Source organism: Nocardioides sp. WJ219 (genome assembly GCF_058559815.1).
In genome coordinates this window covers 135,774-160,631 of the sequence record NZ_JBZUJV010000003.1, presented here as the reverse complement: position 1 = coordinate 160,631, position 24,858 = coordinate 135,774, and the positions used below count along the sequence as shown (strand labels likewise).

The following is a 24,858-nucleotide window of genomic DNA, read 5'->3' as shown; positions in this document are numbered from 1 at the left end:
GATGCGACGGGTCAGCGCGAAAAACACGTCGACCCGTCGCAACGATGCGACGGGTCGGCGTGGTGGTGGGTCAGAGGGTGCCGGTACCGGTTCCGGCGGCGCCACCCTCGGTCTCGGTGGTCGGGCTGGCCTTCTTGATGTCGACCGGTCCGTCCTCGGGGGCCTTGCCGAGGTCGGGAGCGCCGATGTCGGCGGTCTCGAGCGGCGGCAGGTCGGGCATCTCGCCCATCTTCTGGCCCTTGAAGGTGAAGGTCGCGGTCGGACCCTCGCCCTCGACGTCGACCAGCACGATCTGACCGGGACCGACCTCGCCGAACAGCATCTTCTCGGCCATCGAGTCCTCGATCTCGCGCTGGACCGTGCGGCGCAGCGGCCGGGCACCGAGCACCGGGTCGAAGCCCCGCTCGGCCAGCAGGTCCTTGGCGGCCTGGGTCAGCTCGATGCGCATGTCGCGGTCGCGCATCCGCAGCTCGACCGAGGCGACCATGTTGTCGACCATGTGGACGATCTGCTCCCGCGTCAGCGGCGGGAAGACGACGATCTCGTCGACACGGTTGAGGAACTCGGGCCGGAAGTGCTGCTTCAGCTCGTCCTGGACCTTGTTCTTCATCCGCTCGTAGGAGCCCGCCGCGTCGCCGCTCTGGTTGAACCCGAGGTGGACCGACTTGTTGATGTCCCGGGTGCCGAGGTTGGTCGTCATGATGATGACGGTGTTCTTGAAGTCCACGACCCGGCCCTGCGAGTCGGTCAGACGCCCTTCCTCGAGGATCTGCAGCAGGCTGTTGAAGATGTCGGGGTGGGCCTTCTCGACCTCGTCGAAGAGGACCACCGAGAACGGCTTGCGCCGCACCTTCTCGGTGAGCTGGCCGCCCTCCTCGTAGCCGACGTAGCCGGGAGGCGAGCCGAAGAGCCGCGAGACGGTGTGCTTCTCGCTGAACTCCGACATGTCGAGCTGGATCAGGGAGTCCTCGTCGCCGAACAGGAAGTCCGCCAGCGTCTTGGACAGCCACGTCTTGCCGACGCCGGAGGGGCCGGCGAAGATGAACGACCCGCCGGGGCGCTTGGGGTCCTTGAGCCCGGCACGGGTGCGCCGGATGGCCCGCGAGATCGCCTTGACGGCCTCGTCCTGGCCGATGACCCGCTTGTGCAGGACCTCCTCCATGTTGAGCAGCCGCGTGGACTCCTCCTCGGAGAGCTTCACGATCGGGATGCCGGTGGCGACGGCGAGGACCTCGGCGATGAGCTCCTCGTCGACCTCGGCGACCTCGTCCATGTCGCCGGCACGCCACTGCTTCTCGCGCTCGGTCTTGCGCAGCATGAGCTGCTTCTCCTCGTCGCGCAGGCGCGCGGCGGCCTCGAAGTCCTGGCCGTCGATGGCGCCCTCCTTGCGGGAGCGCACCTCGGCGATCTTGTCGTCGTACTCGCGCAGGTCGGCGGGGGCCGTCATCCGGCGGATGCGCAGGCGGGAGCCGGCCTCGTCGATGAGGTCGATGGCCTTGTCGGGCAGGAACCGGTCGGAGATGTAGCGGTCGGCCAACGTCGCCGCGGAGACCAGGGCCTCGTCGGTGATCGTGACGCGGTGGTGCGCCTCGTAGCGGTCGCGCAGGCCCTTGAGCATCTCGATCGTGTGGGCGATCGAGGGCTCGGCGACCTGGATCGGCTGGAAGCGGCGCTCGAGCGCGGCGTCCTTCTCCAGGTACTTGCGGTACTCGTCGAGGGTGGTCGCGCCGATGGTCTGCAGCTCGCCGCGGGCCAGCATCGGCTTGAGGATGCTGGCGGCGTCGATCGCGCCCTCGGCCGCACCGGCCCCGACGAGGGTGTGGATCTCGTCGATGAAGAGCACGATGTCGCCGCGGGTGCGGATCTCCTTGAGCACCTTCTTCAGGCGCTCCTCGAAGTCACCGCGGTAGCGGCTGCCGGCCACCAGCGCGCCGAGGTCGAGGGTGTAGATCTGCTTGTCCTTGAGCGTCTCGGGCACGTTGCCCTTGACGATGTCCTGGGCCAGGCCCTCGACGATGGTCGTCTTGCCGACGCCCGGCTCGCCGATGAGGACGGGGTTGTTCTTCGTGCGCCGCGAGAGGATCTGCATGACGCGCTCGATCTCGGTCTCGCGCCCGATGACCGGGTCGAGCTTGCCCTCGCGGGCGTCCTGGGTCAGGTTGCGCCCGAACTGGTCGAGCACCAGCGACGACGACGGCGCGTCACCGCCGCCGGTCTGGGCGGCCGCCGCGGCGGTCGACTCCTTGCCCTGGAAGCCCGAGAGGAGCTGGATGACCTGCTGGCGGACCCGGTTGAGGTCGGCGCCGAGCTTCTGCAGCACCTGGGCGGCGACGCCCTCGCCCTCACGGATCAGGCCGAGCAGGATGTGCTCGGTGCCGATGTAGGAGTGACCGAGCTGCAGCGCCTCGCGCAGGGACAGCTCGAGCACCTTCTTGGCGCGCGGCGTGAAGGGGATGTGGCCGGACGGCGCCTGCTGGCCCTGCCCGATGATCTCCTCGACCTGGGCGCGCACGGCCTCGAGCGAGATGTCGAGGCTCTCGAGGGCCTTCGCGGCCACGCCCTCGCCCTCGTGGATGAGACCGAGCAGGATGTGCTCGGTGCCGATGTAGTTGTGGGAGAGCATGCGGGCCTCTTCCTGGGCCAGCACGACCACCCGGCGAGCTCGGTCTGTGAACCGCTCGAACATGCGCTACTCCTCTAAGTCCCTTGGGGTCCCCGTCCGCTCCTGGGTGGAGGGAGGGGTACGGGTTGTACAACCCCGCTGCCAGCCTACGCGTTCCCCGATGCACCCCAACGCCGTCCGCTATCAGCGAACACGCAGGGACCGACCGACGAAGGAGGTCGATCCCGTCGCGTGTGAAGGTCGAGCGAGCGCGCGACCGCGGAACGAGGTCGCGCACAGCGAGTCGAAACCCCCGGGCCGAGAGATGACCCGGAGCGAAAGCGAACCCGTCGGCGCCGGCAGCCCCCACTGCCGCCGGTGCCGAGGTCAGTTCGCGGCGTCGAACGCCTCGCGCACGTTGCCGGGGATCCGGCCGCGCTCGGGGACGTCGAACCCGTTGGAGCGGGCCCACTCGCGGATCTCCGCGGCGGAGGTGCCGGAGGCGTTGGCCGACGACGCCGCGGACGACGAGGTCGAGCGGCGGCCGCCGCTGCGCCGCGTGCCGGCGACCTTGCGGGCGTTGCCGACGTAGCCGGCGAGCGCGTCGCGCAGCGCCTGGGCGTTGGTGTCGTTGAGGTCGATCTCGTAGGTGGTGCCGTCGAGGCCGAAAGTCACGGTCTCGGTGGCCTCGCTGCCGTCGATATCGTCGACGAGAACAATGTTGACCTTTTGTGCCATCAGGGGTGTTCCTCAATGCTCGTGGGGGTAATTCAGAAATGCCCACTATGGCATAGGCACCGAGACGGTCAGGAATTACGTCGGAACACCAGTTCCAACCCTTTGAGGGTCAACCACGGATCGACGTGGGTGAAGCAGTCACACTCGTCGACGACGAGGGGGGCGAGATATCCGGTGGCGATGACCGAGACGTCGTCCGGATCGGCGCCGAGCTCGTCGATCATCCGCTCGACCAGGCCCTCGACCTGGGCGGCGACCCCGAAGACGAGGCCCGACTGCAGGGCCTCGACGGTGTTCCTCGCGATCACCGACCGCGGCCGGACCAGCTCGACCTGGCGCAGCTGGGCGCCGCGGCGGCCGAGCGCCTCGAGGGAGATCTCGATACCGGGGCTGATGGATCCCCCGACGTACTGTCCAGCCGCATTCACGACGTCGAAAGTCGTGGCGGTGCCACCGAAGTCGACGACGATGGCCGGACCGGCGTACTCGGTGGCGGCCGCGAGGCTATTCACGATGCGGTCGGTGCCGACCTCGCGGGGATTGTCCATCAGCACCGGAATACCCGTGCGGACCCCGGGCTCGACGATGAGGTGGGGTGTCTGGGAGAAATGCCGACCGAGCATGTCGCGGGCCGCGAGGGTGGCCGCGGGGACCGTGGAGCAGACCACGATCCCGTCGATCGAGTGGAGCCGGCGGCCGAGGAGCCCGCGGATCAGCACCGCCCACTCGTCAGCGGTACGACGCTCGTCGGTCGAGACCCGCCAGTCGGCCGACACGACGCCACCGTCGATCAGGCCGAGCACCGTGTGCGCGTTGCCGATGTCGGCCGCGAGCAGGGGCATCAGGCGTCCCGGAAGTCGAGCCCGAGGTCGAAGACGACCACCGAGTGCGTCAGCGCCCCCACGGAGATGAGGTCGACGCCGGTCTCGCCGACGGCGCGGGCACGCTCGAGGGTGAGGCCGCCGGACGCCTCCAGCACGGCACGGCCGGCGGTGCGGCGCACGGCCTCGGTCATCATCTCGTTGCTCATGTTGTCGAGCAGGACCTCGGTGCAGCCCGCCTCGAGCACCTGCTCGAGCTGGTCGAGGTCGGTCACCTCGACCTCGACGCGCAGGCCGGGCTGGGCCGCGACCACGGCCTGGTACGCCGCCACCACGCCGCCGGCGGCCACCACGTGGTTGTCCTTGACCATGGCGCGGTCGGCGAGGCTGAACCGGTGGTTGCCCCCGCCGCCGCAGCGCACGGCGTACTTCTGGAGGGCGCGCCAGCCGGGCAGTGTCTTGCGGGTGTCGATGACCCGGGCGCCGGTGCCCTCCAGCGCCGCGACCCAGCGCGAGGTGGCGGTCGCGACCCCGGACAGGTGCGAGGCGAAGTTCAGCGCGGTCCGCTCGGCCGTCAGCACCCCCGCGACTGGCCCGGCCACCGTCATCACGACGTCGCCGGGGCGCACGTGGGTGCCGTCGGCGACCCGGCCGGTGATCTCGACCTCCTGGTCGAGGGCGTAGCGGAAGGCCAGCTCGGCGACCGCCAGGCCGGCGACGACGCCGTCCTGGCGCGCGGCGATGTCGGCCACGGCGTGGCCCATCTGCGGCATCGCCGAGCTCGTCGCGTCGTCGGCACCGCCCGGGAGGTCCTCCTCGAAGGCGCGGACGACGTGGTCGTGGACGGCCTCGGCGTCGAGGCCGGCGCGGGTGAGCTCGTCGACCAGCTCGCGGGAGAGGTCGGCGATCGGGGTGCGGACGATCACGACGCGCCTCCGTCGGTGGCCGGGGCCGGGTGGAAGGTCACCGCGGCCACGCCGTCGGTCATGACGGTGTCGACGTGACCGGCCCAGCGCGCGTCGTCGCGCTCGGGGAAGTCGTCGCGCCAGTGGGAGCCGCGGGTCTCCTCGCGCAGCGTGGCGGCGTCGGTGAGCGCCGCCGAGATGGTCAGCAGGTTGGTGGTCTCCCAGGCGGCCAGGTCGACGACGGTCGAGGTCTGACCGCCCAGCTTGTCGAGCACCGCCGAGGCCTCGGCGAGGCCCGCGGCCCCGCGCAGCACGCCGACCTGCGCGGTCATCACCTCCTGCAGCTCGACCCGTGCCTCGCCGGAGACCAGCCCGGCCGTACGGGCGTCGGGTGCCGGCTCGCTCCACGGCCGGAGCTCGTCGGGGAGCACGTGGGCGATCCGCCGCGAGAAGACGAGGCCCTCGAGCAGCGAGTTGGAGGCCAGCCGGTTGGCGCCGTGGACGCCGGAGCAGGCGACCTCACCGGTGGCGTAGAGGCCGGGTACGTCGCTGCGCCCGTGCAGGTCGGTGCGCACGCCACCGGAGGCGTAGTGGCAGGCGGGCGCGACCGGGATCAGCGCGGTCACCGGGTCGACGCCGTGCGAGCGGGCGGTGGCGAGGATGGTCGGGAAGCGCCGCTCCCAGAACTCTGCGCCGAGGTGCCGCGCGTCGAGCCACATGTGCGGGTGGCCGGTGTCGAGCATCCGTCGCATGATCGCCTTGGCGACGACGTCGCGCGGCGCGAGGTCGGCCAGCTCGTGCACGCCCTGCATGAACCGCTCGCCCTCGAAGTCGACGAGGAACGCCCCCTCGCCGCGCACGGCCTCGGAGATGAGCGGCTGCTGCCCGGTGGACTGCGGTCCGAGGTACATCACCGTCGGGTGGAACTGCACGAACTCCAGGTCGCGCAGGGTCGCGCCGGCGCGCAGCGCGAGGGCCATGCCGTCGCCGGTGGAGACCGACGGGTTGGTCGTCTGGCTGAACACCTGGCCGAGGCCGCCGCTGGCCAGCACCACCGCGCGGCAGCGGACGGCGCCGACGCCGTCGCGCTGCCCCTCCCCCATCACGTGCAGGGTCACCCCGGCGACACCGCCGTCGTCGGCCAGCAGCAGGTCGACGGCCAGGGCGTGCGGGACGACCTCGATCTCTGGGGCGGCCTCGACCGCGGCGATCAGGGCGCGCTGGATCTCGGCACCGGTGGCGTCGCCGCCGGCGTGGGCGATCCGGTCGCGGTGGTGGCCGCCCTCGCGGGTCAGGGAGATCGCGCCGGAGGCGTCGTGGTCGAAGACGGCGCCGAGCGCGATCAGCTCGCGGACGGCGTCGGGGCCCTCGTCGACGAGCACCCGGACGGCGTCGGCGTCGCAGGCCCCGGCGCCCGCGACGAGGGTGTCGACGGCGTGCTGCTCGGGGGTGTCACCCGGGCCGAGCGCGGCGGCGATGCCGCCCTGCGCCCACTGGGTCGAGCCGGCGGCGAGCTCGTCCTTGGTGACCACCAGGACCTTGTCGACGTGGTCGCGGAGCCGGAGCGCCGCGGTGAGGCCGGCGATGCCGGAGCCGACGATGACGACGTCGGCCGACGTGGTCCAGCCTGGCTCGGGCGCGGCCAGGCGCCCCGGGACACGACGTACGGCGGTGGGCATCCCGCGATGCTAGTGCGCGGCGAGGTCGCCGCGGCGCAGCGTCGGGTCGCCGAACGTCTCGGCCGGGTCGAGCCCGGTGCCCATGATCTTGTTGCCGGCGTCGACGAAGACCACGTGGGGCTGGTGCGTGCGGGCCTCGGCGGTCTCCATCTGGCCGTAGCCGATGAGGATCACCAGGTCGCCTGGGTGCACGAGCCGGGCGGCGGCCCCGTTGATGCCGATCACGCCGCTGCCCCGCTCGCCGGCGATCGTGTAGGTCTCCAGGCGCGCGCCGTTGGTGATGTCGACGATGTGCACGAGCTCGCCGGGCAGCAGGTCGGCGGCGTCGAGGAGGTCCTGGTCGACGGTGACCGAGCCGACGTAGTGCAGGTCGGCCTGGGTGACGGTGGCGCGGTGGATCTTGCTCTTCATCATGGTGCGGAGCATCAGGGGTTCCCTCCGAGGGTCAGCGGCAGGTTGTCGATGAGACGGGTGGTGTCGACCCGGGCCGCAACCAGCGCCCGGGCCTCGGTACCGGGGGCGACCTCGGCGGGCAGGGGGGTGAGGTCGGGCAGGGTGAGCTCGAGGTAGTCGAGGTCGACCCCCGGCGTCGCGTCCAGCTCGGCGCGGGCGGCGTCGACCGCCGCCGTCACGCCGTACGCCGCCGCCGCGGCCGCCGCGCGCAGGGCCCGGCTCAGCGCGAGCGCGGCGCGCCGCTGGTCGGGGTCGAGGTAGGCGTTGCGGCTCGACAGCGCGAGGCCGTCGGGCTCGCGGACGGTCTCGGCGCCGACGACGTCGACCCCGAGGCACAGGTCGGCGACCATCCGCCGGATGAGCACCAGCTGCTGGTAGTCCTTCTGCCCGAAGACCGCGACGTCGGGGCGCACCAGCCCGAAGAGCTTGGCGACCACGGTGAGCACGCCGGTGAAGTGTCCCGGGCGGCTGGCGCCGTCGAGCACGTCGCCGAGCGGCCCGGGGTCGACGGTGACGGCAGGCGGCCAAGCGGGGTAGACCTCCTCGACCGCCGGCGCGAACACCACGTCGACGCCGTGGGCGCCGCACACCTCGAGGTCGGCGGCGAGGGTGCGCGGGTAGCGGTCGAGGTCCTCCCCCGGACCGAACTGCAGCGGGTTGACGAACACCGAGACCACCAGCGGCCCGGGCCCGACCTCGGCGCGGGCCCGCGCCATCAGGCTGGCGTGGCCGTCATGCAGCGCGCCCATCGTCGGCACGAACCCGACCCGCTCGCCCGCGCGACGGCGCGCCGACAGCGCGTCGACGAGCTCGGAGCGGGTGGTGACCAGGCGAGGGACGAGGCGGGGGACGGCGCTCACGTGTAGCGGCGCACGGGCCGAGCCTCGGCCGCGGCCTCGTCGAGGACCTCGCGGATCTTGAGGGCCCGGATCGGCAGGAGCCGGCCGTCGGTGACGGCCCGGCTGAGGGTGGCGCGGGCGAGCGCGAGGTAGGACGGCAGCGTCGTGGGCGCCTCGGCCAGGATGCCGTCGAGGTGGGCCTGGACGGTGCCGACGTCGCCGCGCACGATCGGGCCGGTGAGGGCGGCGTCGCCGTGGTCGAGGGCGTTGTCGAGGGCGGCGGTGAGCAGGGGCCGCAGGGTGGCGGCGGGGTCGTCGGCACCGGCGGCGGCGAGGATCTCCATCGCCTCGGTGACCAGGGTGACCAGGTGGTTGGCGCCATGCGCCAGGCCGGCGTGGTAGAGCGCGCGCCGCGACTCCGGCACCCACAGGGTGCGGCCGCCGAGGTCGGCGACCAGGGCGGTGGCGAGGTCGCGCTCCTCGGGCTCGGCCGTCAGGCCGAACACGCAGCCGGCGAGGCGGTCGAGGTCGACGGCGGTGCCGGTGAACGTCATCGCGGGGTGCAGCGCCACGGGCCGCGCACCCACGGCGATCGCGGGAGCGAGGACGGCGAGGCCGTGCCGGCCGCTGGTGTGCACGACGTACTGGCCCTCGTGCAGCGACCCGCTGTCGGCCAGCACCTGCACGACGTTGCCCAGCATGTCGTCGGGCACGGTGAGCAGCAGCAGGTCGCTGGCGCACGCGACCGCGCTCGGCTTGTCGATGCGTACGCCGGGCAGCAGCGCGGCGATGCGCCCGCGGGAGGCGTCGGACTCGCCCGCGGCGGCGACGACCTCGTGACCGGCGGCCCGGAGGGCTGCGGCGACGACCGCGCCGACGCGTCCGGCGCCCACCACGCCGATGCGCAGGCGCGCGGGCGTGCTCTTGTCGTGCAACATGTCGAACTCCCTCGTTCCAGTCCCGCGAACGGGTACCGGACAACAGGCTCGTGGTGCTGTCAGCAGAACAACGCCGAGCCTAGCCCCGGAATTTCCGGCCTGTCCCCGGAACGTGACGTGACGCACGTCGCCTGGCGCGGCGTCGCGGGGTCCCGTCAGCGGCGTACGTCGTCGGAGGTGACCACGGTGCCCACCTGTAGCGGCCGCGGGGCGCGCGGCAGCCAGGTGCGGGTGACGTGGTCGACGACGTGGACGCCGTCGGGCGCCACGATCTCGTGGACGCCCTCGGGCACGGTGCCGGCGTTGAGGGCGTGGAAGACCTCCCACTCGCGGCGCTTGCGCTTGTTGCGGTAGCTGGTGGCGAACGACGCCGGGTCGGTCCAGTGCGCGAACTCGTCGCCGTCGAGGTACTTCAGCTCCACGCACAGCCCGTGCGGCAGCCCGATGGAGAGCACCGGCGTGGGGGTGGTGCGCACCTCCCACTCGAAGGCCTTGGTGAACACGAAGTCGGGCCCGATCGGGAAGCCCCACTCCTCGGCGTTGCGCAGGCCGAGGTCGAGGAACCCGCGCTGCGGCGACCGGGAGTCGAGGTAGAGGCCGTGCCGCGGCACCCGGATGATCGACTGCACGTCACCGACCTGCCAGGCGAGGTCGGCCAGCGACGCCTCGCCCTCGGCGGTGAGCACCATGTCGCCGTCCCACTTGAATGAGTAGCGGGTGCCGACCTGGGCGAAGCACCAGTTGTAGAAGTAGGCCAGCGAGTGCACCGACAGCTCGTGCACGGCGCGGTGCTCGGCGCCGGCGCGCGCGACGGCGAAGGGGTACGACGCCAGCGTGAGCCGGTGCGCCAGCCCGGCCTGCTCGGCGGTCGCGGTGGCCACCTCGGGGGTCCCGTCGGTCGAGCCGTTGTCGACGACGAGGACGTGGTCCATGGCGCGCAGCAGCGGCGGCAGCACCCACGGCAGTGACGGCGCCTCGTCCTTGACCCGCAGCACCGCGGTGCTGCCCGCGCGCAGCCCGCCGGGGCGGGTCCAGGGCCAGGTGATGTCGAAGTCGGTGTGGCCCTCGAGGTTGCGCAGGCCGGTCTGCCCGGCGTGGGCCGTCACGCGCGCTCGCGACCGGCCGCGCGACGGAGGCCCCGGCGCACCGACGGCGGGATCGCGGCGCGCACACCGTGCGGGATGCGGTCGACGACGCTCGCCGCAGCAGGCGCCGCCCCCGGAGCCCCCGGAGACCCGGGAGCAGCCGGCGCCGCCGGGCCCGGGCCCTGCCGCCTGAGCCGGTGCTCGGCGTGCACCACCGAGGAGCGCGAGATCGCGGCGGACTCGGCGTACAGGTCGGTGTAGGCCTCCCGCAGCTGGTCGAGGGTCGCGTGCGCCTCGGGGGTGTCGCCGCCGGGGTCGGCGAGGCGGTTGAGCTCGGTCCAGGTCTCACCGACCAGCTCGTGCAGCCGGGCCGGGAGGCCGAGGTCGTCGAGGGTGAGGGTCATCCGTCGCAGCGACGGGTCGACGAAGCGGTGGCCGTCGCGGATCTGCTCGCTGTTGGCGTGCAGCACGTGCTGCAGCTGCAGCCGCTCGCCGACGTCCATGGTGACCCGGGTCCAGTCGTCGAGCAGGTCGGCGTAGCGGACGAAGACGCGCGCCTGCCCGCCGGTGGAGTCGCGGGTGCCGCGCTCGGTGTGGAGCAGCATGTTGAGCCACGACGCCGCGAGGTGGGCGGCGCCGAGCTTGTTGGCGTAGTAGGTCTGCTTGCTGCCGACCACCTCGGCCGGTGGCCGCAGCATCGTGGCGAAGACCGGCCGTGCGCCGGTGCGGATCGCGGCGACCCGCCACAGGCCGAGGAACCAGCTCAGCCGCGGGTCCTTGACGACCAGCTCGGGGGCGACCGCGAGGTGCTCCTCGAGCCACGCGGCGGTGGCGATCCGCTCGGGCTCGCGGGTGCTGATCCGCCCGGTGTCGAACCACGCGTCGGGGCGGCTGTCGGAGACCTGGACCAGCGCCTCCCTGAGCAGCCGGTCGTGGTGGTCGACCACCCACTGCGGCTCGCCGAAGCCCTTGGGGTTAGAGGCGTCGGCGGCCACCTCGGGCTGGGGCACGTGCAGGCCGAGGATCTTCATCAGCCCGGCCATCGTGCTGGTGCCGGAGCGTCCGGCACCGGCCACGAAGAGCACGGTCCGCGGGCTCTGCTGGTCGACGGCGCTGGAGTCGGTCACGGTCGGTGAGCCTACTAACCTCGCCGCATGCGACTGCGACGGCGCTCCTCCCCCAGGATCAGCGTCGTCGTGCCGGTCTACGACGTGGAGGCCTACCTGGCCGAGTGCCTCGACAGCGTGCTCGCCTCCACCTGGCCCGACCTCGAGGTCGTGGTCGTCGACGACGGCTCGACCGACGGGTCCGGCGCGATCGCCGACGACTACGCCGGCCGCGACGCCCGGGTCCGCGTCGTGCACACCGCCAACCACGGCCTCGGCGCGGCTCGCAACGAGGGCCTGCGCCACACCACCGGCCCGCTGGTCACGTTCGCTGACTCCGACGACGCCGTACCGGCCACGGCGTACGACGTGCTGCACAAGCAGCTCGCCGGCTCGGGCTGCGACTTCGTGACCGGGTCGATCGCCTGGTGGCACCCCGGCGCCGAGCGCGAGCTGGTGCAGCCGCCGTGGATGCGCCGGCTGCACCGCACCCGGGCTGCGCTGGTGATCGACCAGCAGCCGGAGGTCCTCGGCGACGTCTTCGCCTGGAACAAGCTGTTCCGCCGCGACTTCTGGGACGCCGCCGGGCTGTCGTGGCTCGAGGGACACCGCTACGAGGACCAGCCGACCACCACCCAGGCCTACCTCCGGGCCCGCCGGTTCGGGATCGTGCCCGACGTCGTCTACCACTGGCGGATCCGCACCGACGGCACCTCGATCACCCAGCAGCGCGCCTCGCTCGCCGACCTCGAGGACCGGTGGGTGACCAAGCGGATGAGCCGCGACAGCGTGCTCGACTACGGCTCGGGCAAGGTCACCCGGGTCTTCGAGGACCTGGTGCTGCCCGGCGACCTGCACCGCTACTTCCTGCACATCCCGGACGCCGACGACGAGTGGTGGGCGCTGCTCGCCTCGGGCGTCCGCGAGCTGTGGGGCACCCGGTCGCTGGCGCACAGCGGCCTGCCGCCGGTGCACCGGCTCACCGGCTGGCTGGTCGAGCAGGGCCGCCGCGACGACGCCGCCCTGGTGATGTCGTACGTCGCCGCGCTCCCCCCGGGCGAGCGGGTACCGCGGGTGCTCGACGACGCCCGCGGGCCGCGGATCGACGTGCCGGGCCTGGACCCGGCGACCGTCGACCACGCGGCCCTGGCGCTGAAGGACACCGAGACCTGAGTTCTCCGGGTCGGCGAGCCACGTTCCCGCGCGATCGCGCGGGAACGACAGATCCGCTGGCCCCAAAACTGCCGTTGCCGTGCGATCGCGCGCGAACGACAGATCCGCTGGGTCCAAACCTGCCGTTCCCGTTCGATCGCGCGGAACGACAGGTCCGCCGACCTCGGCCCGGCGCCGCACGCCGGCGCCGGCCGGAACCGGTTGCTAGAGCAGGCCCTCGGACTCGAGGAAGTCGCTGGCGACGTCCTCGGCCTGCTCGCGGTCGCGGGTGACCCGGCCGAGCAGCTCGTTGACGGCGTCGTTGTCGAGGGCGGCCATCAGGTCGTTGAGCAGGCCCTCGACCTCGGCGTTGGCCTCGAGGAAGTCGGTGGAGACGGCCGGCACGTAGTTCTGCGCGGGCTGGATGCCACGGTCGTCCTCGAGGAGCACGAGGCCCTCGTCGTCGAGGTTGGGGTCGATGGTGCCGGTCAGGCCGAGCTGGGCCTCGCCGTCCTTGACCGCGGTGTAGGTCTCGGGAGAGGCAAAGCCGAGCGGCAGGATCTCGGTCACGTCGATGCCGTAGGTACCGGTGAGGCCGCCCTCGCAGTCGGCGCGGCCCTCGCAGTCGGGCGCCGCGGCCAGGACCACGCTCTCGCCCTCGAGGTCGGAGAGGGCAGCGAGACCGGAGTCGGCCTGCTCCTGGGTGACGAAGAAGGCGTTCTGGGAGTTGGCCTCGGACAGGTCGAGCAGCGTCACGCCCTTGTCGGCGGCGAGCGGCTCGACGGCCGCCAGCGTCTCCTCGGAGTCGCTCGTGGCGACCGGCTCGGCCCCCTCGCCGTTGGCGTCGAGGTTGAGCGCCTCGCCGTAGGCGCCGAGGTACTCCGGGACGATGTCGACGTCGCCGGGGAAGATCCCGAAGTAGGCGTCGCGGGTGTCGACCGACTCGACGGTCACCTCGAAGCCGTTGGCGGAGAGCAGCTCGTCGTAGAGCGCGCCGATCAGCTCGGCCTCGGGGAAGGCCTGGGTGGCGACCGTGACGGCGGTCCCCCCTCCACCTCCCCCGCCGCCGGACCCGGAGTCGGACCCGGAGTCGTCGTCGCCGCACGCGGCGGTGAGTCCGATCAGGCTGAGCGAGGTGACGAGGGCGAGCGTGCGACGAAGCTTCATGACGGTGACCTTCTGTGTCCCGTGGCCTGGTGGCCACGCGTGTCCGGTGGATCGGGGCTCAGCTGTTGCGGGGTGCCGCAGGTGCAACGGTAGAGGCGACCGGCGACATTCCCCGATCGGCGCCACCACGAGCGGCCCGCGGCACCGGGTCGACCAGCCGTTGGACCAGCGCCGCGAGCAGCTCGAGCACCAGCGCGACGACCGCGACGAGCAGCGCCCCGGCGATGCCCTCGCTGCGCCGGTCGACGTTGGCGAAGCCGAGCCGGATGACGTTGCCGAGCCCCGGGCCGCCGACCAGCGCGGCGATGGTCGCCGTCGCCCACACCTGGACGAGCGCCAGCCGCACGCCCGACATCACCAGGGGCAGCGCCAGCGGCAGCTCGACCCGCCAGAACTGCTGGGTGCCTGACATCCCCATGCCCCGGGCGGCCTCCTTGACGTCGGCGGAGACCTCGCGGACGCCGACGTAGGCCTGCGTGATGATCGGGGGAAGGGCGAAGAACAGCAGCGCCAGGAGCGTCGCGAGACCGGCGCGTCCGTAGGGCCCGAACTCCTCGGATCCGGGCCAGGAGAAGCGCGCCAGCAGGGCGAGCAGCGCGAACGTCGGCACCGCCCTACCGATGTTGGAGACGTTGATCGCCAGGAACCCGAACCGGCCGAGGTGGCCCAGCCACAGCGCGAGCGGCAGCCCGACCAGCAGCGCCAGGAGCAGCGCGGTGACGGTGAGGAGCAGCTGCTCGACCAGCTGCTCCCCCAGCCCGCCGGGGCCGGCCCAGCTGGCGCCGTCGAACAGGAAGGAGAGGACGTCGCTCATGCGCTGCGCACCCCCCGACTCCACGGCGTGAGGCCGCGCTGGACGAGCACGAGGACGAGGTCGAGGACCAGCGCGAGCAGCACGCACAGCACGGCGCCGGTCATCAGCTCGGCGTTGAACTCGGTGTTCTTGCCGTTGGCGATCAGCGTGCCGAGGCCGCCCTCGGACACGACGGTCCCGATGGTGGTCAGCGCGACCGTCGAGACGGTGGCCACCCGCAGGCCGGCCACCAGGACCGGGATCGCCAGCGGCAGCTCGATGCGCAGCAGCAGCCGTACCCGGCCGTAGCCGAGGCCGGTCGCGGACTCGACGACCTCCGCGGGCACCGAGCGCAGTCCGTCGAGCAGCGCCCGCACCAGGATCGTCAGGCAGTACAGGCCGAGCCCGATGACCACGGTGGTGGCGGTGAGCCCGGTCAGCGGGACCAGCAGCGGCAGCAACGCCAGCGAGGGGATCGTGTAGACGAAGGTGCTCAACCCCAGCACCGAGGACTCCAGCCGGGGGAAGCGCCGGGCGACCAGTGCCAGGGGGAACGCGATCGCCAGGCCGAGCGCCACGGCCGCGACCGTGATCTGGAGGTGGGTCACGGTCGCGTCGACGATCTCGTCCTGCCGGTCCCGCAGGTAGTCGGTGCAGAACCACGCGTTGACGTCGCGCGAGTAGCACTTCGGCTCGCGGGCCGCCGTGCCGACGGCCGCCGCCAGTAGGGTCACCGCATGGAACCTACCGGCTCCCGGGCAACCGAGTCGCGCGACGAAGTGATGATTCGTCTCCGGGGCGTCGGCAAGACCTACCCCGACGGCACCGCGGCGGTGCGCGCCCTCGACCTCGACGTGCGTCGCGGCGAGCTGGTGTGCCTGGTCGGACCGTCGGGCTGCGGCAAGTCGACCACGCTGAAGATGATCAACCGCCTCATCGAGCCGACCACGGGCGCCATCGAGATCGACGGTGTCGACGTCACCCGCCAGGACCCGGTGAAGCTGCGCCGCGGCATCGGCTACGTGATCCAGGCCGTCGGTCTGTTCCCGCACCAGAAGATCGGCGCCAACGTGATGACGGTGCCGCTGCTGTACGGCGAGTCGAGGGCGACCGCGCGCAAGCGCGCCCACGAGCTGCTGGAGATGGTCGGTCTCGACCCGCGCCAGTACGCCGACCGCTATCCCCACCAGCTCTCCGGCGGCGAGCGCCAGCGCGTCGGCGTGGCCCGCGCCCTGGCCGCCGACCCGCCGGTGCTGCTCATGGACGAGCCGTTCGGCGCCGTCGACCCGGTCGTGCGGGTGCGCCTGCAGGACGAGTTCCTGCGCCTGCAACGCGAGCTCGGCAAGACGGTCGTGCTGGTCACCCACGACATCGACGAGGCCGTGCGGATGGGCGACCGGGTCGCCGTCTTCGCCGTCGGCGGCCGGCTCGCCCAGCACGCGACCCCCGCCGAGCTGCTCGCCCGACCGGCCGACGACTTCGTCGCCGACTTCGTGGGCTCCACCCGCGGCCTGCGCCGCCTGACCGTCACCCGGCTCCACCGCGAGCACCTCGAGCCGGTCGACGGCATCAAGGCCGGCGACCTCGGCGCGGCCATCGACCTCGACTCCTCCCTGGAGGAGGCGCTCGCGGCGCTGCTGCGCGACGACCGGCCGATGATCGGGGTCAAGGACGGCGCCGAGTTCGTCGGCGTGCTGACGCCCGACGGCGTGCACCGCGCGCTGCGCGCCTCGCTCGCGACCGGCTGACGGGGCCCTCAGGCCCTCAGGCGACCGGGACGTCGCGGTGCCACGACTCGGTGACGTACGACGTCTCCCACCCCATCGAGGTGTAGAGGCCGTCGGCACCGGTCGAGGAGTCCGCGTCGACCTCGAGCCCGACACGGTCGCGACCGCGCAGGGCGGCGTCGGCGATGATCGTGCGCAGCAGGCCCTTGGCGACGCCGCGGCCCCGGGCGGCCTCGCGGACGCCGATGTAGGAGACGTAGGACCCGTCGGGGCCGGTGCTCGACTCCGAGACGGTGCCGACGAGGGCGCCGACCGGCTCGGCGGGGTCCTCGAGCTCGGCGAGCCACCAGTGGTCCCAGCGGTGGCCAGGGTCCTCGCGCAGCCGGCTCAGGAACTCGTCGAAGGTCTCCTCCCACGAGTTGAAGTGGTCGCGGAACGCCTCCTCGAGCACGTCGTGGACCGCCCGCAGGTCGGTCTCGTCGGGCATGCCGTCGCCGGCGCGACGTACCTGCCGGAACCGCACGCCACGGTCGCTCCACTCGTCGACCGACGGCACCTGGTCGGACTCGTCGGGGCGCACCGGTCGCGACATCTGCCACCACGTGCGCACCTTGGTGAAGCCGGACGCCGTCAACCAGCGCGCCTGGCGCTCGTCGCCGGCGAAGGCGCCGGTGTCGACCTGCTGGACGTCGAGACCGCGGGCGGTGCCCACGGCGACGGCCTGGCCGACCGCCCACTCGACCAGCAGGTCCGAGCAGGCCCGACCCACCGCCGGTGCCAGGTCGCGCTCGACCACGTGCAGGAGGAGCATCCGCCCCCCGGCGCGGTCGTGGACGCTGCCCCAGGCCCGCACCAGGCCGTCGGTGTCGCGGACCACGACGTTCTCGCGGGTGCGCAGCCCGGCCTCGGAGACCTCGACCAGGACGTCGTCGACGCCGGCGCCGGCCCAGCCGCGGCCGTGCCGCTCGTGCTCGCGGAGCAGGGTGGTCAGCCGGGCGAGGTCGACGCGGTCGGCGGGGTCGGGGGTACCGACGACCCACCCGTCGGGGAGACCCGCGGGCTCGTCGCCCACGATCTCCTCGGGGTCGGGCTCGAAACGGGACTCGTCGGTCGGCACGAGAGCCGATTCTGCCCCGTCCTCCCTCCGCGGGGGGCAGCGGTGCCGGACGCGTAGGGTCTTCCCGTGACGAAGGTCGTGGTGGTGACCGGCGCCGGACGCAGCGGGACGAGCAGCGTCGCCGGCTCGCTCAAGCGGCTCGGGCTGCACATCCCGCAGCCCGAGAAGCAGGCCGACGAGTGGAACCCGCGCGGCTACTACGAGTCGTCGTGGCCGACCACGTTCCACGCCCGGTGGCTCAAGCCGCTCCTGCGCGACGTGGACGCCCGGCCGGAGGCCGCGGCGATCGCGCTCGACAGCCTCACACCCCGGCGCGAGCAGCGGTTCACCGACTGGATGCGCCAGCAGGTGGAGCAGCGCGAGCCGGGCGAGGTGATCCTGGTCAAGGAGACCCGCGCGTTCTGGGTGCTGCCGCTGTGGCAGCGCGCGGTAGCCGCGGCCGGCGCCGAGCTGGCCACCCTGACGATGCTGCGCCACCCCACCGAGGTGGTGCGCTCGCGCGACTCCAAGCACCAGGCGGGCCGTCGCGACGACGTCCGGCACCTGCGCGAGACGACCAACGTGGCGGCCTGGCTCAACTCGCTCTTCGAGACCGAGCGCGTCACCCGGTCGCTGCCCCGCTGCTTCGTCCTGTACGACGAGCTGGTCACCGACTGGCGCTCGGCGCTGGGCCGCGTCGACGCGCAGCTCGGTCTCGGCCTCGGCGACCTGGGGGGACCGCACGAGGTCGACGACTTCCTCGACGTCTCCCTCAACCACTCGGTGTCGACGTGGGACGAGCTCGACGTCGGCGCGCCGCTGGTCGACCTCGCCGAGCGGGCCTGGCAGGTTGCCACCCGCCTGGTCCGCGCCCCCGACGACCCCGCGCTCGTCGACGCGGTCGCCGGGCTCCGCGACGAGTACGCCGCGCTGTACCGGATGTCGGCCGGCATCCTCGGCGATGCCCGGGCGCAGACGGCCCGCGAGGTCAAGCAGGAGTTCGCCGAGCGCCTCGAGAAGCGCGACGCCCGGATCGCCTCGTTGCTGGCACAGCTGCCGTCCGAGGAGACCGCGGCCGCGGAGACACCGGCCGCGGACGCCGAGCGGCGACCGGGGTTGCGGCTGCCGGGCCTCGGGCGCCGGTCACGCGGCTGAGCGGCGGTCGACGGGGGTCGCGGAAGGGGCGGCTGGCGTGACCGATGCCGGCGAGCGGCAGGGGTGGCTCAGGCGTGCTTGCGACGCAGGGCGGCGCCGGTGTTCTGCCAGGCGCTGAGCTCGGCCTGGACGACGTCGAGCTCCTGCTCGAGCTCGGCGACCTGCACGACCGCCATCGCGGCCCGTTCTTCGGCGTCGCCGAGCCGGGCCGTGATCCGCTCGACCTCCTCGGCCGAGGCGCGCTCGACGGCCAGCACCTTGTCCTGCTCGGCGGCGAGCTCGGCGCGGGTGGCGGCGACCTCGGCGGCGGCGTCGGCGAGGCGGCCCTCGAGCCGGCTGATGGTGGCCTCGTGGCGGGCGATCCGGCCACTGGTGTCGGCGACGTACAGCGCCTGCTCGGTGGTGCGCGTCTCGGTGAGGGCGGCGTACGCCGTCGCCTGCTCGGCGCGGTCGCGCGCCCACGCGCGGCGGGTGTCGGCGACCTCGGTGTAGGTGATCCGGGTGGCAGAGGCGCCCAGGACGGCGGCGGCGGCTGCGGCGACCGTGGCGACGAGCCACGACCCGCTCACGACCGCGACCACCACGGCCGCGACGGCCAGGACGAGGAGGCCGCCGGCGACGGCGACACGGGTGGAGCGCTGCCGGCGCCGCGTGGCGGGACCGGGACGGGCGGGGCCAGCCGGGGAGGTCATGGGCGAACGCTAGTCCGGCGGGTCGTCGGAACGGACGCGACACGCGCGCTCGAGCAGCAGCGATGCGACGACCACGAGCAGTCCACCGACCGCCGCGACCGCCGACCGGACGAGGCGCTCATCAGCCAGCGGGGACGCGTCGCCCAGCCAGCTGACGGCGTAGCCGAGGTAGCCGCCCCCGACCAGCGAGCCGACGTAGGCGCACGCCCGGGCTAGCACGAGGCGGTTCACCGCGCGGTGCGGCTCGAGCAGCTCGCGGCGCACGTGGAGGGTGCGCCACGTCGACCAGGCGGTCCCGCCCACGATCGCCGCCACCAGCACCAGCCCGAACGGCTGCGCCCAGGTGACCATCGGCGGGGTGCCGGTGCGCTCGGTCAACGGGTGGAGGAGCCAGCCGACCACGAGGCCGGCCACCGCCCAGCCCGCCAGCACCGGCGGGTGGGTCGGGCGCAGGGTGCCACCGCCCTCCGGGCCGTGCGCGGTCACCCGGCGGTCACTCGACGTCGAGGGCGAGGTCCTCGCGGGGGGTGAGACCGTCGACCCCGGTCTTGGCGAGCAGCTCGGCGATCGGGCCGTAGCCGGGCAGCTCGGCGTCGGGCTCGAGGTCGAACCAGGGCTTGAGCACGAAGGCCCGCTCGGCCGCCCGCGGGTGCGGGAGCTGCAGGGTCTCGGTGTCGCTGCGCCGGTCGCCGACGACGATCAGGTCGACGTCGAGGGTGCGGGGCGCGTTGGGGACGTCGCTGCGCTCGCGGTCGTAGGCGTCCTCGACCGCGAGAGCACGCTCGAGCAGCCGGTTGGCCGCGAGCGTGGTGTCGGCGAGCAGGACGGCGTTGAGGAAGTTCTGCGAGCCGGCCGGGGAGTCGACGGGCTCGGTCTCGTAGACCGGGGACACCCCGGTGACCCACACGTCGGGGGTGTCGGCGATGGCGTCGACGGCGCCCTGGAGGCTCGACATCGAGTCGCCGAGGTTGGAGCCCAGCGCGATGACCACCCGGCGGATCGGACGCATCTCCCCGGTGAGGGTGTCGGCGTCGACGATGTTCGGGTTGGGGGTCTCAGTCACGGGGGACCTCGCGCTCTCGGGTGATCGTCAGCGCGACGTCGGCGAACGTCGCGTCGATGGGGGCTTCGGGTTTGTGGACCGTGATCCGCGCCCATTGAACACGACCATCCAAGAGGCAGACGTCTGCTATCCGCTGGGCGAGGGTCTCGATCAGGTCGACCGGATCGTTCTCCACGGCGGCTTTCACCGAGGCCACGAGACTCCCGTAGTCGACGGTGTCGTGCAAGTCGTCCGAGGCCGCCGCGGGCCGGGTGTCCAGGCCCAGCACGAGGTCGATCAGGAACGTCTGCCCGTCTCGCTTCTCGAAGTCGAGGACGCCGTGGTGGCCCCGGCACTCGATGCCGCGCACGGCCATCTCGTCGGTGCCGCTCATCCGGACGTCCGTTCCCACACGCGCAGCACATCACGGGTGCCTCGCACGTCGTGCACCCGCACCCCCCACACGCCCCGCTGGGCCAGCACCAGCGTCAGCGCGTGACCGGCGACCTCGCGCTGGTCGACAGGGCGGGGGGTGCCGTCCACCTCGGCCAGCAGCGCGCCGAGGAACGACTTGCGGCTCGCCCCCACCAGCAGCGGGAAGCCGAGTGCGGCGATCTCGTCGAGCCCCGCGAGCAGCTGCCAGTTGTGCTCGCCGCGCTTGGCGAAGCCGAGCCCGGGGTCGAGCACCACCCGGTCATCGCGGATCCCGGCGGCCCGTACCGCGGCCACCCGCTCCCCCAGCTCGCGCCGGACGGCAGCGACCACGCCGCCCTCCTCGTCGTACGTCGCGAGGTCGGCCATCCGGTCGCTGTGGGCGCGCCAGTGCATGGCGACGTACGTCGCGCCCGATGCCGCCACCGTCGCGAGCACGGCGGGGTCGGCGAGCCCGCCGGAGACGTCGTTGACGATGGTGGCGCCGGCCGCCAGCGCCGCCGCGGCCACCTCGGCGCGCATCGTGTCGACCGAGACCCGGGCGCCCTCGGCCGCGAGCGCCTCGATCACCGGCACGACCCGGTCGAGCTCCTCGGAGACCAGCGGCCGGGTCGCACCCGGCCGGGTCGACTCGCCGCCGACGTCGAGGACGTCGGCGCCGTCGGCGAGGAGCCGGAGCCCGTGGGCGACCGCGGAGCGGGTGTCGGCGTGGTGGCCGCCGTCGGAGAAGGAGTCGGGGGTGACGTTGACGACGCCCATCACCACCACAGCGCCGGCCATGGCCGGGAACCTACCGGCTCGGGCCGGGAGCCAGGTCGGCCGCGGAGGTCGACGTGGTCGACGACCGCCATCCCGGGGTGGCCCCTTCCTCAGCAGGTGCCACCCACGGCGGACCTCCTGGGCGGTGCGGGAGACCGCGAGATGCCGTCGTCCCGGACGCGCGGCTCGACCGGGACGGGGAGAAGGTGACGACCGGTACGCACGGTCGGTGTGGTTCGCTTGCGCCGTGCCTACCGCGATCGAAGCCGTCGACAGCTACGCCCGGCGCCTCGGCGACGTCATCCGGGTCGTCCTGACCCTGCCCGACGACCTGAGCAGCGAGGCCGGCGACGGCCTGACGAGGGGCCCGGTCTGGCTGCGCCTGCGCCCTGAGGTCAAGGGCGAGCGCACGCCGTTCCGGGTGCCGGTCACGGTCACCCCAGGCGCCCGGCCACGCCTCGTCGCCGACATCCCCGAGGCGCAGGCGACCCCCGGTGTCTGGCACCTCGCCCTGCGCATCACCCAGGGCGGCCCGCTGGTGCCCCTCCAGGCCCGGCTGCTCGTCACCGACACCGCTCGTCAGCCCCTCGCCCTGCTCGCGGGGCCCGAGCCGGAGACCCGCCTGCCCGAGCCCACCCCCCGCTGACCGCACCCCGAGCCCCCGCGGGCCGGGCCTCCGTACGACGACCCGGTCAGCGGAGGCCGGCGACGGCCTGGGCGACGCGGGTCCGCGCCTCGTCGACCGGCAGGGTGCGGGCGGCGGCGAGCTCGGCCCAGACCGGGAGGTCGAGGAGGGTGCGGGGGTCGTGGGCACCGCGGCGGTCCATCAGCTCGACGGGCACGTCCTGCGGGTCGGGGGTCACGTAGGACTCCACGACGTCGTCGGCCGCCTCGACCAACGTCAGGTTGGCGGCGTCGGGGTTGAGCACGACCACGGTGCCGGTGGGGGCGGTGTCGACCTCGAGGCAGACCAGGTCGGGGCGGATCTCGCGCAGCGTGCCGAGGATCTTGTAGACGTCGCCGGCCCAGGCGCTGCTGCCCGAACGCACGGACCGGTCGCGCCGGGCCTCGGGGGCGTCGCGCGGGAGCATGTCGTCGATCACGATCACCGTCCCCGGGTGCGTGTAGCGCTCGACGTTGACGAAGTCACGGAAGGCGTACTCGGCCAGGTGCATGCCGTCGATGAAGGCCAGGTCGATGACCGGCTCGTCGAAGTGGGCCAGGGGGTGCTCGCGCACGAAGAACTCGTCGCTGGAGGTGCGCACGAGGTGGACGTCGCACATGATCTCGCGCTCGAGGGAGTAGTAGGGGTCGATGCCGATCGAGCGGGTGCGCGAGAGGGTCATGCTGCCCCCGATGTTGACCCCGATCTCGAGGTAGCTGCGCGGGGCCAGCAGCCGGTGGAGCTCAGCGAGCAGGGCGTGACGACGCATGCGCCGACCCTAAGGGGTGGTCAGCTCAGCTCGCGCAGCGCCTCGACGAGAAGCCGGCCCTCGGCGGCGAGGTCGAGGTGGTAGTCGGAGTGCATCGCCCGCACGGAGAAGTGCTCGGTGGTGACGTCGGGGGTGCCGCGCACCACGGTGAGCGGGTGGTCCCACAGCGCCGCGATCGCCTTCTCGTTCCACACGTGGTAGCCGGTGTGCGAGACCACCATCATCGGCCGGGGCCGGCCCCCGAGCAGCAGGTGGAACATGCCGCTACCGCCGTAGCCGGCGACGGCCTCGGCGTGGCGGGCCATGGCGACCTGGTCGGGCAGCGGGTGCTCCTCGGGCGTCACGACGGTGAAGCCGTGCCGCACGAACAGCGCCTCGACCTCGGCGGCCTCGTGGCAGCGGCGCTTGTCGCCCCCACGGGTCACGAACAGCCGCCGCGGCGTGGACTCGAGCCCGGAGCGGGCCTCGAGGACGTCGCCGGTGGCGGCGTACAGCTCGCGCAGCGAGGGGTGGATGTGGCGCAGGATGACGTAGCCCGGGGTGGCGGACAGGAGGCGGTCGACGCGGACCGGCACCGGCGTGCCGTGGACCCGGTCGCGGGGCACGCCGGCCGCCTCGAGCAGGTCGAGCTCCCACGAGCCGAGCGGCTTGGCCGCCGTGGTGACCAGCACGCCGGCGTCGGGGTGGCGGGCGAGCACCTCGGGCCACGCCCAGAGCTGCGAGAGCTGCTCGGTCAGCGCGTGGCCGAAGTGGCCGCGCAGCAGGTTGTCGAGGTGGAACCAGGTGCCGGGCAGGGGGACGGGCGGCGGTGCGTCGGCACCCAGCTCGGGCGGCACGCGGACTGCCCAGCGCGACCAGTCGGTCAGGGCGGGGGTGAAGGGCCGCTTGCGCTCGGTGTTGCGGAAGGCCTGCGGGAGCACGACGTCGTGCGTGTGCGCGATCATCCGGGGCGTCACCACGACGTCGTCGTAGGAGCGCAGCGACAGGTGGGGGGCGTCGTGCACCCGCAGCGGGACCTCCTCGGTCCAGCTGCTGCGCGCCGGCGCCTGGCTCGCCCGGACGGCGCCGGGCCGCCGGTGCACCACCCGGCCCAGGTGGGGCGCGGTCTCGAGGAACGCGTCGAACCGGGCCTCCGGCACGACGCTCCAGGTCTCGACACCCGTCCGGGCCACCACGAGGTCGTCGTCGACCTGGAGGTCCTCGACCGACGCGGCGAGCGCGTGCGCCTCGCGCTCCTCCTGGGGACGCAGGTCGCGGCGGCGCGAGGGCGGGTCGAGGTCGCGGGCGCGCAGGCGGCGTACGTCGTCGAGCGTCGCGAGCAGGCGGTCGCGGGCCGCGGGACGTGAGGGGACGGCCACCAGCAGGGTCCCGCCGCGACGCAGGTGGCCGAGGAGCAGCAGCAGCCGGTTGGCGGCGCCCCGGCCGCGGGCGAGGTCGACGACCGCGTCGACGTGCCCGTGGGCGGCGAGGGACTCGTGCAGGTCGACCGGGTCGCCCTGGTGGACGTGGACCCGCAGCGTGCGGCCGGGGGCCTCGAGCGCGGAGACGTCGAGGGCGTCGTCGGCGACCACCACCGCCACCGTGGCGGCGCCCTCGAGCATCGACGCGATGCGCCGCAACGACCGGGCCACGGCTCAGGACCGGTGGATCAGCGCCATCGCCTCGGCGCGCGTCGCCGGGTCGGTGCGCATGCTGCCGCGCACCGCCGAGGTGATCGTGCGGGCGCCGGCCTTCTTGACCCCGCGCATGGTCATGCACAGATGCTCGGCCTCGACCACCACGATGACGCCGCGCGCCTCCAGGATCCGGGTCAGCGCGTCGGCGACCTGCGTGGTCAGCCGCTCCTGCACCTGCGGTCGCTTGGCGTAGACGTCGACCAGCCGGGCGAGCTTGGACAGGCCGGTGATCTTGCCGTTCCCCGCGGGGATGTAGCCGACGTGCGCGACGCCGGTGAACGGCACCAGGTGGTGCTCGCACATCGACCACAGCTCGATGTCGCGCACCAGCACCATCTCGTCGTGACCCAGGTCGAACGTCGTCGTGAGCACGTCCTCGGGCCGCTGCCGCAGCCCCGCGGTGAGCTCGGCGTAGGCGCGGGCAACCCGGGCGGGGGTGTCGGTGAGGCCCTCGCGGTCGGGGTCCTCGCCGATGGCGATCAGCAGCTCGCGCACCGCCGCCTCGGCCCGGGCGTGGTCGAAGTCGGGGACCGTGGCGGGGTCGACCACGTCCCGACCGATGGGGTCG

General features: G+C 73.3%; 26 protein-coding genes. 4 read left to right on the top strand and 22 right to left on the bottom strand.

Annotation, left to right across the window (positions count from 1 at the left end):
* Positions 1–70 precede the first annotated feature (70 nt).
* The 10 genes from AC4MBH_RS08635 to AC4MBH_RS08590 all read right to left on the bottom strand — a co-directional run bounded on the left by AC4MBH_RS08635 (position 71) and on the right by AC4MBH_RS08590 (position 11,187).
* On the bottom strand, positions 71–2,686 hold the full coding sequence (locus AC4MBH_RS08635; RefSeq protein WP_491794401.1) for an ATP-dependent Clp protease ATP-binding subunit: 2,616 nt from the start codon (positions 2,684–2,686) through the stop codon (positions 71–73).
* A 303-nt stretch (positions 2,687–2,989) separates the two neighbouring features.
* Entirely contained in the window at positions 2,990–3,340 is a 351-nt protein-coding gene (locus AC4MBH_RS08630) for a histone-like nucleoid-structuring protein Lsr2 (protein ID WP_491794399.1), read from the bottom strand.
* 68 nt (positions 3,341–3,408) lie between these two features.
* Positions 3,409–4,182 carry a type III pantothenate kinase gene (locus tag AC4MBH_RS08625; RefSeq protein ID WP_491794398.1) on the bottom strand — a complete coding sequence of 258 codons (774 nt, stop codon included), beginning with the start codon at positions 4,180–4,182 and terminating at the stop codon, positions 3,409–3,411.
* Positions 4,182–5,087: a carboxylating nicotinate-nucleotide diphosphorylase gene (gene nadC, locus AC4MBH_RS08620; RefSeq protein WP_491794397.1), complete on the bottom strand. Its 906-nt coding sequence runs from the start codon at positions 5,085–5,087 to the stop codon at positions 4,182–4,184. The genes AC4MBH_RS08625 and nadC overlap by 1 nt, the downstream gene beginning before the upstream one ends.
* Positions 5,084–6,745, bottom strand: coding sequence for an L-aspartate oxidase (locus AC4MBH_RS08615; RefSeq protein ID WP_491794395.1), 1,662 nt, complete (start codon positions 6,743–6,745; stop codon positions 5,084–5,086). Before AC4MBH_RS08615 ends, nadC begins: the two co-directional genes overlap by 4 nt.
* 9 nt (positions 6,746–6,754) lie before the next feature.
* Positions 6,755–7,171, bottom strand: coding sequence for an aspartate 1-decarboxylase (panD, locus tag AC4MBH_RS08610; protein ID WP_491794393.1), 417 nt, complete (start codon positions 7,169–7,171; stop codon positions 6,755–6,757).
* Complete coding sequence (panC, locus tag AC4MBH_RS08605) at positions 7,171–8,058, bottom strand: pantoate--beta-alanine ligase (protein ID WP_491794391.1); 888 nt, start codon at positions 8,056–8,058, stop codon at positions 7,171–7,173. The genes panD and panC overlap by 1 nt, the downstream gene beginning before the upstream one ends.
* A complete protein-coding gene (locus tag AC4MBH_RS08600; protein WP_491794390.1) occupies positions 8,055–8,975 on the bottom strand; it encodes a Rossmann-like and DUF2520 domain-containing protein in 921 nt (306 codons plus the stop codon). Before AC4MBH_RS08600 ends, panC begins: the two co-directional genes overlap by 4 nt.
* Positions 8,976–9,130: 155 nt before the next feature.
* On the bottom strand, positions 9,131–10,081 hold the full coding sequence (locus tag AC4MBH_RS08595) for a hypothetical protein (RefSeq protein ID WP_491794388.1): 951 nt from the start codon (positions 10,079–10,081) through the stop codon (positions 9,131–9,133).
* On the bottom strand, positions 10,078–11,187 hold the full coding sequence (locus AC4MBH_RS08590) for a sulfotransferase family protein (protein WP_491794386.1): 1,110 nt from the start codon (positions 11,185–11,187) through the stop codon (positions 10,078–10,080). Before AC4MBH_RS08590 ends, AC4MBH_RS08595 begins: the two co-directional genes overlap by 4 nt.
* Positions 11,188–11,214: 27 nt before the next feature.
* Here AC4MBH_RS08590 and AC4MBH_RS08585 point away from each other — a divergent pair, with 27 nt between their 5' ends.
* Positions 11,215–12,339, top strand: coding sequence for a glycosyltransferase family 2 protein (locus tag AC4MBH_RS08585; protein WP_491794384.1), 1,125 nt, complete (start codon positions 11,215–11,217; stop codon positions 12,337–12,339).
* A gap of 204 nt (positions 12,340–12,543) precedes the next feature.
* Here AC4MBH_RS08585 and AC4MBH_RS08580 read toward each other — a convergent pair whose 3' ends face one another.
* From AC4MBH_RS08580 to AC4MBH_RS08570, 3 genes are read right to left on the bottom strand one after another with little or no spacing between them, the layout of a single operon-like run.
* Entirely contained in the window at positions 12,544–13,485 is a 942-nt protein-coding gene (locus AC4MBH_RS08580) for a glycine betaine ABC transporter substrate-binding protein (protein ID WP_491794383.1), read from the bottom strand.
* Positions 13,486–13,543: 58 nt separating this feature from the next.
* On the bottom strand, positions 13,544–14,299 hold the full coding sequence (locus AC4MBH_RS08575) for an ABC transporter permease (protein WP_491794381.1): 756 nt from the start codon (positions 14,297–14,299) through the stop codon (positions 13,544–13,546).
* Positions 14,296–15,012 carry an ABC transporter permease gene (locus AC4MBH_RS08570; RefSeq protein ID WP_491794379.1) on the bottom strand — a complete coding sequence of 239 codons (717 nt, stop codon included), beginning with the start codon at positions 15,010–15,012 and terminating at the stop codon, positions 14,296–14,298. The genes AC4MBH_RS08575 and AC4MBH_RS08570 overlap by 4 nt, the downstream gene beginning before the upstream one ends.
* 3 nt (positions 15,013–15,015) lie before the next feature.
* Here AC4MBH_RS08570 and AC4MBH_RS08565 point away from each other — a divergent pair, with 3 nt between their 5' ends.
* Positions 15,016–16,026 (top strand): ABC transporter ATP-binding protein, encoded by a 1,011-nt coding sequence (locus AC4MBH_RS08565; RefSeq protein ID WP_491794377.1) that lies wholly within the window; start codon positions 15,016–15,018, stop codon positions 16,024–16,026.
* Between the two features lie 16 nt (positions 16,027–16,042).
* On the opposite strand, the gene AC4MBH_RS08560 is transcribed toward AC4MBH_RS08565, so the two are convergent.
* Positions 16,043–17,122 carry a GNAT family N-acetyltransferase gene (locus AC4MBH_RS08560; RefSeq protein WP_491794375.1) on the bottom strand — a complete coding sequence of 360 codons (1,080 nt, stop codon included), beginning with the start codon at positions 17,120–17,122 and terminating at the stop codon, positions 16,043–16,045.
* A gap of 66 nt (positions 17,123–17,188) precedes the next feature.
* Between AC4MBH_RS08560 and AC4MBH_RS08555 the strand changes: the two genes are divergently transcribed.
* Positions 17,189–18,256, top strand: a complete 1,068-nt coding sequence (locus tag AC4MBH_RS08555) for a hypothetical protein (protein ID WP_491794373.1) — start codon at positions 17,189–17,191, stop codon at positions 18,254–18,256.
* A 68-nt stretch (positions 18,257–18,324) separates the two neighbouring features.
* Here the strand turns inward: AC4MBH_RS08555 and AC4MBH_RS08550 are convergent, their stop codons facing one another.
* The 5 genes from AC4MBH_RS08550 to folP are packed head-to-tail and all read right to left on the bottom strand — an operon-like array spanning position 18,325 to position 21,202.
* Positions 18,325–18,948, bottom strand: coding sequence for a hypothetical protein (locus tag AC4MBH_RS08550; RefSeq protein ID WP_491794371.1), 624 nt, complete (start codon positions 18,946–18,948; stop codon positions 18,325–18,327).
* A 9-nt stretch (positions 18,949–18,957) separates the two neighbouring features.
* Entirely contained in the window at positions 18,958–19,434 is a 477-nt protein-coding gene (locus AC4MBH_RS08545) for a DUF3180 domain-containing protein (RefSeq protein ID WP_491794369.1), read from the bottom strand.
* Positions 19,435–19,441: 7 nt separating this feature from the next.
* Positions 19,442–20,011 carry a 2-amino-4-hydroxy-6-hydroxymethyldihydropteridine diphosphokinase gene (gene folK / locus AC4MBH_RS08540; RefSeq protein WP_491794367.1) on the bottom strand — a complete coding sequence of 190 codons (570 nt, stop codon included), beginning with the start codon at positions 20,009–20,011 and terminating at the stop codon, positions 19,442–19,444.
* Positions 20,004–20,384 (bottom strand): dihydroneopterin aldolase, encoded by a 381-nt coding sequence (gene folB / locus AC4MBH_RS08535; RefSeq protein ID WP_491794365.1) that lies wholly within the window; start codon positions 20,382–20,384, stop codon positions 20,004–20,006. The genes folK and folB overlap by 8 nt, the downstream gene beginning before the upstream one ends.
* On the bottom strand, positions 20,381–21,202 hold the full coding sequence (gene folP, locus AC4MBH_RS08530) for a dihydropteroate synthase (protein ID WP_491794363.1): 822 nt from the start codon (positions 21,200–21,202) through the stop codon (positions 20,381–20,383). The genes folB and folP overlap by 4 nt, the downstream gene beginning before the upstream one ends.
* Before the next feature lie 226 nt (positions 21,203–21,428).
* Here folP and AC4MBH_RS08525 point away from each other — a divergent pair, with 226 nt between their 5' ends.
* Positions 21,429–21,827: a hypothetical protein gene (locus tag AC4MBH_RS08525; RefSeq protein ID WP_491794361.1), complete on the top strand. Its 399-nt coding sequence runs from the start codon at positions 21,429–21,431 to the stop codon at positions 21,825–21,827.
* Between the two features lie 46 nt (positions 21,828–21,873).
* Here AC4MBH_RS08525 and AC4MBH_RS08520 read toward each other — a convergent pair whose 3' ends face one another.
* The 3 genes from AC4MBH_RS08520 to folE are packed head-to-tail and all read right to left on the bottom strand — an operon-like array spanning position 21,874 to position 24,839.
* Entirely contained in the window at positions 21,874–22,614 is a 741-nt protein-coding gene (locus tag AC4MBH_RS08520; protein WP_491794359.1) for a class I SAM-dependent methyltransferase, read from the bottom strand.
* A 20-nt stretch (positions 22,615–22,634) separates the two neighbouring features.
* Positions 22,635–24,245: a glycosyltransferase family 61 protein gene (locus AC4MBH_RS08515; protein WP_491794358.1), complete on the bottom strand. Its 1,611-nt coding sequence runs from the start codon at positions 24,243–24,245 to the stop codon at positions 22,635–22,637.
* Between the two features lie 3 nt (positions 24,246–24,248).
* Positions 24,249–24,839, bottom strand: coding sequence for a GTP cyclohydrolase I FolE (gene folE / locus AC4MBH_RS08510; RefSeq protein WP_491794879.1), 591 nt, complete (start codon positions 24,837–24,839; stop codon positions 24,249–24,251).
* Positions 24,840–24,858 lie beyond the last annotated feature (19 nt).

What these genes read in the sequence shown, in the direction of transcription:
- AC4MBH_RS08565 (WP_491794377.1), top strand. Translation starts at nt 15,016, where the DNA reads ATGGAACCTACCGGCTCCCGGGCAACCGAGTCGCGCGACGAAGTGATG.
- AC4MBH_RS08630 (WP_491794399.1), bottom strand. Translation starts at nt 3,340, where the DNA reads ATGGCACAAAAGGTCAACATTGTTCTCGTCGACGATATCGACGGCAGC.
- folP (WP_491794363.1), bottom strand. Translation starts at nt 21,202, where the DNA reads ATGGCCGGCGCTGTGGTGGTGATGGGCGTCGTCAACGTCACCCCCGAC.
- AC4MBH_RS08520 (WP_491794359.1), bottom strand. Translation starts at nt 22,614, where the DNA reads ATGCGTCGTCACGCCCTGCTCGCTGAGCTCCACCGGCTGCTGGCCCCG.
- AC4MBH_RS08600 (WP_491794390.1), bottom strand. Translation starts at nt 8,975, where the DNA reads ATGTTGCACGACAAGAGCACGCCCGCGCGCCTGCGCATCGGCGTGGTG.
- AC4MBH_RS08635 (WP_491794401.1), bottom strand. Translation starts at nt 2,686, where the DNA reads ATGTTCGAGCGGTTCACAGACCGAGCTCGCCGGGTGGTCGTGCTGGCC.
- panD (WP_491794393.1), bottom strand. Translation starts at nt 7,171, where the DNA reads ATGCTCCGCACCATGATGAAGAGCAAGATCCACCGCGCCACCGTCACC.
- AC4MBH_RS08615 (WP_491794395.1), bottom strand. Translation starts at nt 6,745, where the DNA reads ATGCCCACCGCCGTACGTCGTGTCCCGGGGCGCCTGGCCGCGCCCGAG.
- AC4MBH_RS08575 (WP_491794381.1), bottom strand. Translation starts at nt 14,299, where the DNA reads ATGAGCGACGTCCTCTCCTTCCTGTTCGACGGCGCCAGCTGGGCCGGC.
- AC4MBH_RS08585 (WP_491794384.1), top strand. Translation starts at nt 11,215, where the DNA reads ATGCGACTGCGACGGCGCTCCTCCCCCAGGATCAGCGTCGTCGTGCCG.
- folB (WP_491794365.1), bottom strand. Translation starts at nt 20,384, where the DNA reads ATGAGCGGCACCGACGAGATGGCCGTGCGCGGCATCGAGTGCCGGGGC.
- AC4MBH_RS08625 (WP_491794398.1), bottom strand. Translation starts at nt 4,182, where the DNA reads ATGCCCCTGCTCGCGGCCGACATCGGCAACGCGCACACGGTGCTCGGC.
- AC4MBH_RS08550 (WP_491794371.1), bottom strand. Translation starts at nt 18,948, where the DNA reads ATGACCTCCCCGGCTGGCCCCGCCCGTCCCGGTCCCGCCACGCGGCGC.
- AC4MBH_RS08580 (WP_491794383.1), bottom strand. Translation starts at nt 13,485, where the DNA reads ATGAAGCTTCGTCGCACGCTCGCCCTCGTCACCTCGCTCAGCCTGATC.